Raw genomic sequence first — 10,644 nt, forward strand, 5'->3', positions numbered from 1 at the left:
CTGCTTGTTCTGCACCCCTCAAGAGTTGTCCACAGGCCTGGCGAGGCCGCACGTCCGGCAGGTATCCCTGTGACCATGACCCATCACCCGCATGTCGCCGACCATCCCGAAGCCGCCTACCTGGAACTTCTGGCCCGTGGTGCGCCCGCGGAGGCGTACGACCGCCCGGCCCTGATCGCCCGCGCCGACGGCGCGGGACCGCGGGCGCTCGCGGGCCTGGACGCGATGCGGCGGCTCGCGCTGCGCGTACGGACCGACCTCGAACAGCGCAGACGCCGCGAGGCCGAACTGTCCGCCCTGTTCGAGACGGCCCACGACCTCGCGGGGCTGCGCGATCTGGACGCGGTACTGCGCGCCATCGTGCAACGCGCCCGCTCGCTGCTCCGCACGGAGGTCGCCTACCTCAGCCTCAACGATCCCGCCGCGGGCGACACGTACATGCGCGTCACCGAAGGCTCGGTGGCCGCCCGCTTCCAGCAGTTGCGGCTCGGCATGGGCGAGGGGCTCGGCGGTCTCGTCGCGCAGACCGCCCGCCCGTACGTCACCTCCAGCTACTTCGACGACGAGCGGTTCCAGCACACCAGCGCCATCGACACCGGCGTACGCGACGAAGGGCTCGTCGCCATCCTCGGCGTGCCCCTGATGCTCGGCAGCACCGGAAGCACGGTCATCGGAGTGCTGTTCGCCGCCGACCGCCACCCCCGGGTCTTCGCCCGCGAGGAGATCGCCCTCCTCGGCTCGTTCGCGGCGCACGCCGCCGTCGCCATCGACACCGCCAACCTGCTGGCCGAAACCCGCTCGGCCCTCGGCGAACTGGAGAGGGCCAACGAGACGATCCGCGACCACAGCGCCGTCCTCGAACGGGCCTCGGAGGCCCACGACCGGCTCACCGAATTGGTCCTGCGCGGCGGCGGAGTCCACGACGTGGCCGGAGCGGTCTCCGAAGTCCTCGACGGCACTGTCGAGTTCGCCGACGCCGACTCGCCCCACACCGCCGTCCTGCGGATCAGCGGCACCGACGGCCACGCGATGCGCCACGGCGACGACTGGCTCGCCGGAGTATCGGCCGGCGGCGAACTCCTGGGCGCCCTCGTCCTGCACGGCCACCCCGGCCTCGACCCCGTCGACCGCCGCACCCTGGAGCGCGCCGCCATGGTCACCTCGCTGCTCCTGCTCGCCCGGCGCTCGGCGGGCGAGGCCGAACAGCGGGTTCGGGGGGAGCTGTTGGACGACTTCCTGGACGCGCCGGGCCGCGACCCGCGACTGCTGCGCGAGCGTGCCGCCCGGCTGCGCGCCGACCTCGACGCCCCGCACGTGGTGCTCGCCGCCCGCATCGACGGCCCCGCCCCCGGCACCGCCGCCCGCCGGACCGCGGACCGCCGGCGCATCGGCTCCGCCGCCGCGTACCTGGCCGCCACCCGGCACGGCCTCGCCTCGACCCGCGACGGCGGTACGGTCCTGCTCCTCCCGCTCGGCCCCGGTGACACCCCGGCCGAGGTGGCCCGGCAGACGGCGAAGCAGCTCAGCGGCGCTCTGCACGAGCCGGTCACGGTCGGCGCGTCCGGCGCCGTGGAGGCCCCCGCCCTGACACCCGGCGCCGTCGCCACCGCGTACGCCGAGTCCCGCCGCTGTCTGGAGGCGCTGCGGCTGCTCGGCCGCACCGGCGAGGGCGCCGCTGCCCAGGAGCTCGGGTTCCTCGGGCTGCTGCTCGCGGACACCCAGGACATCCACGGATTCGTCGACCGCACGATCGGCTCGGTCGTGGCGTACGACGAGAAGCGGGGCACCGCCCTGGTCCGCACCCTCGACGCGTACTTCGCCAACGGCATGAGCCCGGCCCGCACCAAGGAGCAGCTCCACGTCCATGTGAACACGGTGGCCCAGCGGCTGGAGCGGATCGGCCGGCTGCTCGGTCCCGACTGGCAGACACCGGCGCGTGCCCTGGAAATCCAGCTCGCGCTCCGGCTGTATGTGGCGGCCCCAGCCATAAGGCCCTGACGAGTGGGGCGCCACCACACGGACGCCGCCCCACTCCAAGTACCGTGCACCCTCAGGCAGTTCGCGCGTCCGTACCGGACGGCGCCGTCGCCATCTGCTGTACGTCCTCCGTCGGCTCGACCTGCTCCAGGTCCCGGTGGCGTGTCTCCTGCGCACACCCGACGGCGACCACCGTGAGCAGCACGGCCGCGATGACGTACAGGGCGATGGGTGTCGAGGTGCCGTAGTCGGAGAGCAGCGCCGTCGCGATGAGCGGCGCGGGCGCGCCGGCCGCCACGGAGGAGAACTGGGCGCCGATCGACGCCCCCGAATACCGCATCCGGGTCGCGAACATCTCGGAGAAGAAGGCCGCCTGGGGTGCGTACATCGCGCCGTGGAAGACCAGACCGACGGTGACGGCCAGGATCAGGTTCCCGAAGCTGCCGGTGTCGATCAGCGCGAAGAACGGGAACATCCAGGCACCCACGCCCACGGCGCCGATCAGATACACCGGCCTGCGTCCGATCCGGTCGGACAGCGCGCCCCACGCCGGGATGACCACGAAGTGCACGGCGGAGGCGATGAGGACGGAGTTGAGCGCGGTCTGCTTCGCCATTCCGGCCGATGTCGTCGCGTACACCAGGATGAACGCGGTGATCACGTAGTAGCTGATGTTCTCCGCCATCCGCGCGCCCATCGCGACGAGCACATCGCGCCAGTGGTCGCGCAGGACCGCGACGAGCGGCAGCCTCTCGGTCGCGCCGTCGGACGTCCGGGTGGCGGCACGCGCCAACGCGGCCTTGAACACCGGGGATTCGTCGACGGAGAGCCTGATCCACAGACCCAGCAGCACCAGCACACCCGACAGCAGGAACGGTATGCGCCAGCCCCATGCCGTGAAGGCGTCGTCGGACAGCAGCGCGGTCAGTGCGGAGAGCACACCCGCGGCGAGCAACTGCCCCGCGGGGGCGCCGGTCTGCGGCCAGGAGGACCAGAACCCGCGCCGCCGGGCGTCCCCGTGCTCCGACACGAGCAGCACGGCCCCGCCCCACTCGCCGCCCAGCGCGAACCCCTGCACCAGACGCAACGCCGTGAGCAGCACGGGCGCCGCGGCTCCCACGGTGGCGTGGGTGGGCAGCAGCCCGATGCCGAAGGTGGCACCGCCCATCATGAGCAGACTCACCACGAGCAGCTTCTTGCGGCCGAGCCGGTCCCCGAAGTGCCCGAACACCAGGGCCCCGAGCGGCCGCGCCGCGAACCCCACGGCATAGGTGAGAAAGGAGAGCAACGTCCCGACGAGCGGCGCCGAGTCGGGGAAGAACAACTTGTTGAACACGAGCGCGGCGGCCGACCCGTAGAGGAAGAAGTCGTACCACTCGACGGTCGTGCCGATGAGGCTGGCGGCGACGACGCGCCGGAGATGGGCGGCGGCGGGCGGGGGAGCGGTGGCAGAGGCGGCCATGGGTACCACTTCCGGACGGTGGGCGAGGACGAGTACGTGTCGCCACACCGTAGGAAGGCGCAGGTCAGCGGTGTATGTGGTGGGACACCATAGTTGTGGGGGTGGGAGTGCGTGCCGCCACCACGTCTGTCGTACCAGGACCACGCCGGACGGCGCGGTCCCCCTCGGTCGGCCCATGAGCGGCCCCATGCGGACACGTCGGGCCTGGCCCCGGTCGCCACTCCACGGCCCCCGCCCGCTCCGCCCCCCGCCCCGCTGAAGCCGCACGTCAGGACCCGGGTCGGGGCGGCGGGGCGTGAAGTGCCCCTGGCCCCATGGGAATTGGCCGACCGCCATGGGATTATGCCGTTATCCAACGGTGGGTGCCGAGGCAGTACGGGGGTACGGATGGCCGGCCGATTCAAGCCACTGACCGACGACGATCCGAGGGTCGTCGGCGGATACGCCTTACGCGCCCGCCTGGGAGCGGGCGGCATGGGGCGCGTCTATCTCGCCTTCACTCCCGGCGGCCGGGCCCTCGCGATCAAGGTGGTGCGGCCCGACTACGCCGAGGACGACGAGTTCCGCCGCCGGTTCCGCAAGGAGATCGACGCCGCGCAACGCGTCCAGGGCCTCTACACCGCGCCCGTCATCGACGCGGACAGCGAGGCGGGCCTGCCCTGGCTGGCCACCGCCTATGTGCCGGGGCCCTCGTTGCAGCAGGCCGTCGCGGAACACGGACCCCTCCCGGCGCTCACGGTGTTCCGGCTCATGGCGGGCGTGGCCGAGGGGCTCGCGGCGATCCACGCGTGCGCGCTGATCCACCGCGATCTCAAGCCGGCCAACATCCTGCTCGCCGAGGACGGCCCCCGCGTCATCGACTTCGGCATCGCCCACGCCGCGGACGCCACCTCCCTCACCCACACCCATGTACGCATCGGCACACCCGCGTTCATGGCACCCGAGCAGATCCGCGGCCGCTCCGCGAGCCCGGCCACCGATGTGTTCGCCCTGGGCAACCTCGCCGTGTTCGCCGCGACGGGCCGCACGGCCTTCGGCGAGGGGAATCCGGACGCACTCTTCTACCGGGTCATCAACGAGGAGCCCGAGCTGGGCAGTTGCCCCGACGAGCTTCGTGTCATCGTGGAGAGGTGCCTGGCCAAGGAGCCCGGCGACCGGCCGCCCGTCGCGGACATCATGGACTACGCGCGCCGCCGGACCCAGGGCGAAACGATGAGCCTGGCCGGGTCGTGGCTGCCCGCGCCGATGGTGACGGCACTGGCCGGATACGGTACGGCCCCGTACGGGAAGAGTGCGCGGGCGACGGCCGAGTCCACCACGAAGACGAAGACTCGGCCCACCCCGAAGACGAACTCCGGGCCCACCCCGAAGGCGACATCCGGGCCCACCCCGAAACCGAAGACGGGGCCCACCGCGAAGACGAAGCAGTCGGCGGCGGTCGGCGGGGCGAAGAAGGCCGGACCCGTACCCAAGGCGCCCGTCCGCAGGACCCAGCCCCCGGCGCGGAAAGGGACATCGGGCTCCTCCGCGGCCGGCGGGCTGGCCCTGATCGGCGCCGCCGCCGTCCTCATCATCGGCCCCCACAACGTGCTCGCCTGGGTCGCGGCGCACGGCAGGTCCGCGAACCCGGCGGCGTCCGCGACGACGCCGGCCTACACCTTCCCGGCGCAGCCCACGCCGCGTGCGGACGTGAACACGGGAGTGCTCCCCACCGGGACGAAGACGGCCGACCCGGGCTGTGAACGGGCCCAAGCGGCGATCCGCAGCAACAACGCGGCCTTCGACAAGGCCTCGGCCGCCTCATTGAGCTCCCTGGCATCGAACCTCGACGCGGCCGCGGACGCCGCCGACGACCTCGCCGCGCGCAGCGCCATCCGCGCGCTCGCCGCCGACAGCCGGTCCATGAGCGAGAGCCAGGCCAGTTTCCAGCAGGCGATCGACCAGAAGGACTCCGCTCAGAGCCGCGTGTACTCGAACGCGTACAGTGCCGGCTTCACCCAGTGGAAGAGCGACGCGAGCACCTTCGAGGCCAAGTGCATCTGAGGCGTGTCCGGCGGATCCGGCCGCCGTCCCGGACGACGTCCGCCGGACAGGCCTGGGCCCCGGGCAGGCCTGGGCCCAGGGGACCGGCCGAACGGGAAGTGCCCCGTGTGTCCCGGGTGGGTGGATCGTCCCGAGAGGTCAGACTTGAGACACCGGCCCGGCTCGCGGCCCGCGCTCTTCCGAACCGAGGGAACACCATGACCTGGGCATCCTGGACCACCGTGGGCATCCACGTACTCCCCGGCGTCGTGCAGGCCGAGGAGTTCGGCCCGATGCAGGGGGACCTGACCATCCACACCACCTGGTCCGGGCACGAGGCGGACCTCGCCGTGCAGTATTCGGGCGCCGCCGACTGGTACACGCTCGTCGGCAGCCCCGTGCCCTGCCACTCCGAGGAGGACAGCCGCGCCTACCACCAGGCCGTCGTCGACGGGGTCCGCGAGGGCGAAAGGGCGCAGGACGTCCTGCGGAAGCTCGCCCGCACCGCCTAGCGCCCGCACCGCCCAGCGCCCGCACCGCCTAGCGCCCGCACGCCTTGCGGCCGGGCCGGAATGCGCGCACCGGAGCGCCGCCGCCTGGGAATCCCGCCCGCTGCGCCGAGCGGGTCACTTCGGCGGGCGGGGCGTTTCGGGCGACTCCGGTCAGGTGATGCATGGCCAACCGGCGGCCACCGCTTGGCGGCCGGCCCGCAGCCGCTCCCGCCCCACCCTCGCCCGGAGGCCCGTCGTGTCACTGCGTCACCGCCGTTTGCCGCTGACCCGTCACGGCGGGCGCGCGGTCGTCGCGCTGCTCACCGCCTCGCTCGCGCTGACCGGCCCGGCCGGGGCCACACCCCGGGGCGACGGGGACGGCGCGCTCAAGGCCCGGCTGCGGGAGCTCGTCGAGCGGCCGGACGGCCCGCCCGGCGCCATCGCGGTGCTCAGGGACGGCGATCGCGTACGGGTGGTACGGGCCGGCGTCGCCGAACTCGGCACCCAGCGGCAGCCGCTCGCCACCGACCACATGCGACTGGCCAGCGCCGCCAAGGCATTCAGCGGCGCGGTCGCGCTGCGCCTCGTCGACTGCGGCATGCTCTCCCTCGACGACACCCTCGGCAAGCGACTGCCCTCGCTGCCCGACGCCTGGCATGCGGTGACGCTGCGTCAACTCCTGCAGCACACCAGTGGCCTGCCGGACTACAGCGCCGCACCGGACTTCGTCGACGTGATCCGGGCCGATCCGCACCACGTGTTCGACTCCCGGCACCTGCTCGACTTCGTCGCCGACGAAGGGCTGGAGTTCGCCCCCGGCTCCCGCTATCAGTACTCCAACTCCGACAACATCGCCGTCGCCCTGATGGCGGAGGCCGTGACCGGGCAGCGCTACGAGGACCTGCTGGCCTCGAAGGTGTACCGGCCGCTCGGGCTCAGGGGGACCAGCCTCCCGGAGGGCTACCGGCTGCCCGAGCCCTACCTGCACGGGTACGCCGTCGAGCCCGGCGCCCCGGCCGAGGACGTCACCACCCTGTTCGGTGCCTCCGGCTCCTGGGCCTCGGGAGGCGTGGTCTCCACCCCGGCCGACTTCAACACGTTCATGGCCGCCTACGCGGGCGGCAAGCTGATCGGCGACGCGACCCGAAGGCAGCAGCGCACCTTCATCGACGGTGCCTCCGAGCCGGCCGGACCCGGCGCCAACAAGGCCGGTCTCGCGATCTTCAAGTACACGACCCGCTGCGGGGTGGTGTACGGACACACCGGCAACACCGCGGGCTACACCCAGCTCGGCGTCGGCACCCCCGACGGCCGGCGCAGCCTCACCGTCTCCGTCACCTCGCAGGTGAACCAGACCAACACCCCGGACCTCCTCGCCCACCTGCGCGCCGTCGAGGAGGACTTCGTCTGCGCCCTCCTGAACGACCGGGGCCCGCACACCCAGGGACACCCCTAGCCGACGGGCTTCGGGCGGCGGACGCGGACGGCGCTGCGGGGGCCGCCCCCACCAGGGATCCGGGCGGTCGCCCCGTCGCGCCGGCCGCCTGCCGCGGGACGCCATGGGAGCCGCACACAGCCAGGACGGCACTCACCCCGAGGAGTCGCACAGCCCGGCGCCGATGCCCTCGCTCGAAACCGGCCGCTCACGCCGCCCTTCGGTGCGACGGGGGACGCGGCGGTCGATCAGTGACAGGAGCGGGCCGGTCATCGACGTGGTGACCACCGCCGTCACCAGGAGCGCCAGATACAGGCCCGAGGTGAGCACCTTGGCGCTGTAGCCGACCTGGAGCAGAACGATCTCGGTGAGCCCACGGGTGTTGAGCATGACGCCGATGCGCAGCGCCTCCGCGGGCTCCTCGCCGCCGATCCGGGAGACCGCGTAGCCGCCGCCGATCTTGGAGACCACGGCCAGGACCGTCGCCGCGAGCGCGACCGCCCAGGGGATGCCGCCCGACGCCGTCCAAATCCCGAGCCCCGTGGCGATGAAGAAGACCGGCACCAGCCACAGGCCGAGCGTGGACACCCAGCGGACCGGCGCGTCCCAGTGCGGTGAGCCGGGCGGAATCATGAGGCCGACCATGAACGCGCCGAAGATGGCGGTGAGCCCGTGGGACTCCGCCCCGTGCGCCGCCACCAGCACGCCGACGCCCAACGCCACGGCCATGGGCCGCGGCCACCGGGCGCACAGGCGCTCGGCGGGGGAGGACGTGAGGAGACGGCGCCCCACGGTGGCCGCCAGCGCCCCCACCCCCAGGACGATGGATGCCGCCCACACGCCACCGCTGCCAGGTGTGGCGATGCCCACCACCACGGCCAGCAGGAGCCAGGCGACGGCGTCGACCAGCGCCGCCGACGTCAGAGCGAGCCGCCCGGCACGGGTGGCCGTCAGACCGCGGTCGGCGAGCACCCGGGCGAGCACCGGCACCGCCGACACCGCCATCGCCGTGGCCAGCAGCAGCACGAGGGCCGCGGCGGGCGCGGTCCCCCGTAGGGAGGGCCGGCCCTGCCACACGAGGTATCCGCCTAACGCCGCGCCGGCCGCCAGGGACGGCAGGAAGGTGCCGAGCGCCGTCCAGGCCACCGCCCTGTCCCTGATGCGTGCCGCATCGAGCCGCAGTTCGTGGGCCACGCCCACGAGGAACAGGACGAGCCCCGCGTGCCCGAGGTCGCGCAGCGGAGCCAGCACCTCGGCCGGCAACAGGAGCGACCGCGCCCCCGGCCACGCGAGGCCGAGGACCGCGGGACCGAGCAGCATGCCGAGGGCGATCTCGCCGACGACACCCGGCTGCCCGGTCCGGCGCGCCAGGCCGCGCCCGAGAAGTCCGACGGCCAGGAAGACCCCCAGCGCGACGACCACATGCGCGGCCAGGGGCAGCGTCATGGTCTCGGCGCTCCACCACCCGCCGCGCCGTCCCCCGCGCCGCTGCCGGAGCCTTCGCCCGCCCCGTCCGCCGTCAGGAAGGCGACGGCGCGCCGGACGACCGCCTCGTCGCGCAGCACCTTGGTGTGGCCCAGGTCGGTCACCCGCAGCAGCTCGGCCTGCCCCCAGGCCGCCACCAGCGCCTCGCTGTCGGTGATCGGCGACTCCGGGTCGTTCTCGTCGTGGACGACCAGGAGCCGGCTGGTGAAGTCCCGTGCGGCGAGGGCGGGTTCGATGGCGTCGAAGGACACGCCGAGCCATTCCTGTGCGCGGGCGCGCACCAGCCCGATCGCCTCGGGCGTCACCTGCATCACTTCGCCGGAGCGGCGCCACAGGCTCGTGTAGCTGCTGATGGGGTTGACGAACACGGCCCGCTCCAGGGTGACCCCGCGCTCCATGGCCAGGGTCGTGGCCGCGGCGCCCAGCGAGTGGGCGACGACGGCGTGGAAGGGGCCGAACCGCTCGTGGGCGGCCTCGACCGCACGGGCGAAGTGGATGACGGAGGACTCCGCCCCCTCAGACTCGCCGTGGCCCGGCAGGTCGGCGACGACCACCGCGCAGCCTGCCTGCGCGAGGGCCTCCGCCAGGACGGTCAGGTGGCCCGCGTTGCCCGCCCAGCCGTGGACCAGCAGGATCCGCCGCTCACCCTCGCCCCAGAGGTAGTGGACCACCTTGTCGCCGTCGACGACCTCGACCTCCTTGGCCGCCTGCTCCAGGATCGGCCGGGTCGCGTTCGGAGGCTGCGTCCGCATCGGCGTGAAGGCCAGCCGGCGCAGCTTTTCCGTGATGTCGGTGCCCAATGGAGTTGCCCCTTACTTTGGTTCTTCGGAACGGTGTTTCCTCCGCCCGAGACGGTGTCGTCATGACGACGCCCTCTCGACGACGTCTTCATGACGGTGTCTTCACGACGGTGTTTCTTCAAGACCCCGCAGGTAGGCGGAGATGGTCTTCCGCACCTCGGGCGACTCCACGATGTCGAAGTGACCTGCTCCTTCGACGAGTTCGAGCGTGGAGTTCCGCCAGTTCGCATGCAGATCGGCGGCGTGTGCCGGGGCCACATAGTCGTCGGCCGTGCCATGGATGAGGAGTCCGGGGACGCCGAGGTTCCGGACGGCGGAGAGCGCCGAGTACTCCTCCCACACCGTCGCGCCGAACCGCCTTTCGATGCCCTCCGCCACCGCCCGCACCCGATCGTCGTCGAGGGCGTACATCTCGGCGAACCGTTCCACCAGGAACCGGGTGGCGGGCGGCGACGAGATCGACACCACCGCCCGCGCGGTCACCCCGGCTTCCCACGCCGTCAGCGCCCACAGGCCGCCCATGGAGTGGCAGACCACGACGTGCAGTCCGGGGAGCCCGGCGTACAGGGCGCGCAGCAGGGCGCGTATCTCGGCGGGATCGGCCGTGCCGCCCAGTGCCTCTCCGTGCGGAGGCACATCGAAGAGCACCACCCGGTAGCCCTGGGCGAGGAGTTCCTCGGCGATCGACACCATGCTGCCCAGGTTGGTGTCCAGGCCGTGGACGAGCAGGACGGTGGGGCCGCTGCCACTCTGGAAGTACTTGTAGAAGCGGCCCCCGACCTTGATCGTGCGGGAGCGGCACCGATTGAGGAACGCCTTCGCGAACGGATCGTGGGGCAGCCGCACGACCGTGCAGAAACGCTCCACGAGGTCGTCCACGGACAGCGGAACACTCTCGTCCGCGGAGCCGGGTACGGCCGCGGACGCGGACCTGTCCCCGGGTACGGGCACGGATTCGGCTGGGCTCACTGC

At 72.8% G+C, this 10,644-nt stretch carries 8 protein-coding genes; 4 read left to right on the plus strand and 4 right to left on the minus strand.

Annotated elements, in window-relative coordinates; all coding sequences use genetic code 11:
• Positions 1–75: 75 nt before the first annotated feature.
• Entirely contained in the window at positions 76–1,998 is a 1,923-nt protein-coding gene (locus OOJ98_RS11600; protein ID WP_267054556.1) for a helix-turn-helix domain-containing protein, read from the plus strand.
• Positions 1,999–2,050: 52 nt separating this feature from the next.
• On the opposite strand, the gene OOJ98_RS11605 is transcribed toward OOJ98_RS11600, so the two are convergent.
• Positions 2,051–3,439, minus strand: coding sequence for an MFS transporter (locus OOJ98_RS11605; protein WP_267054557.1), 1,389 nt, complete (start codon positions 3,437–3,439; stop codon positions 2,051–2,053).
• A gap of 387 nt (positions 3,440–3,826) precedes the next feature.
• Between OOJ98_RS11605 and OOJ98_RS11610 the strand changes: the two genes are divergently transcribed.
• From OOJ98_RS11610 to OOJ98_RS11620, 3 genes are all read left to right on the plus strand, one after another.
• The gene (locus OOJ98_RS11610) at positions 3,827–5,482 is read left to right on the plus strand and encodes a serine/threonine-protein kinase (RefSeq protein WP_267054558.1); all 1,656 of its coding nucleotides are present in this window, start codon (positions 3,827–3,829) and stop codon (positions 5,480–5,482) included.
• 197 nt (positions 5,483–5,679) lie between these two features.
• Positions 5,680–5,973, plus strand: coding sequence for a hypothetical protein (locus tag OOJ98_RS11615; protein ID WP_267054559.1), 294 nt, complete (start codon positions 5,680–5,682; stop codon positions 5,971–5,973).
• A gap of 235 nt (positions 5,974–6,208) precedes the next feature.
• Positions 6,209–7,408, plus strand: a complete 1,200-nt coding sequence (locus OOJ98_RS11620) for a serine hydrolase (RefSeq protein ID WP_267054560.1) — start codon at positions 6,209–6,211, stop codon at positions 7,406–7,408.
• 132 nt (positions 7,409–7,540) lie between these two features.
• Here OOJ98_RS11620 and OOJ98_RS11625 read toward each other — a convergent pair whose 3' ends face one another.
• From OOJ98_RS11625 to OOJ98_RS11635, 3 genes are all read right to left on the minus strand, one after another.
• Positions 7,541–8,833: a cation:proton antiporter gene (locus OOJ98_RS11625; RefSeq protein ID WP_267054561.1), complete on the minus strand. Its 1,293-nt coding sequence runs from the start codon at positions 8,831–8,833 to the stop codon at positions 7,541–7,543.
• The gene (locus tag OOJ98_RS11630; protein ID WP_267054562.1) at positions 8,830–9,672 is read right to left on the minus strand and encodes an alpha/beta hydrolase; all 843 of its coding nucleotides are present in this window, start codon (positions 9,670–9,672) and stop codon (positions 8,830–8,832) included. Before OOJ98_RS11630 ends, OOJ98_RS11625 begins: the two co-directional genes overlap by 4 nt.
• A 102-nt stretch (positions 9,673–9,774) precedes the next feature.
• A complete protein-coding gene (locus OOJ98_RS11635) occupies positions 9,775–10,641 on the minus strand; it encodes an alpha/beta fold hydrolase (RefSeq protein ID WP_267054563.1) in 867 nt (288 codons plus the stop codon).
• Between the last annotated feature and the right edge of the window lie 3 nt (positions 10,642–10,644).

This window comes from Streptomyces sp. NBC_00083 (assembly GCF_026343295.1).
Classification (GTDB): Bacteria; Actinomycetota; Actinomycetes; order Streptomycetales; family Streptomycetaceae; genus Streptomyces.

Bases quoted from the DNA above. Each gene is read 5' to 3' on its own strand.
- OOJ98_RS11600 (WP_267054556.1), top strand. From the start codon at position 76: ATGACCCATCACCCGCATGTCGCCGACCATCCCGAAGCCGCCTACCTG.
- OOJ98_RS11615 (WP_267054559.1), top strand. From the start codon at position 5,680: ATGACCTGGGCATCCTGGACCACCGTGGGCATCCACGTACTCCCCGGC.
- OOJ98_RS11625 (WP_267054561.1), bottom strand. From the start codon at position 8,833: ATGACGCTGCCCCTGGCCGCGCATGTGGTCGTCGCGCTGGGGGTCTTC.
- OOJ98_RS11605 (WP_267054557.1), bottom strand. From the start codon at position 3,439: ATGGCCGCCTCTGCCACCGCTCCCCCGCCCGCCGCCGCCCATCTCCGG.
- OOJ98_RS11610 (WP_267054558.1), top strand. From the start codon at position 3,827: ATGGCCGGCCGATTCAAGCCACTGACCGACGACGATCCGAGGGTCGTC.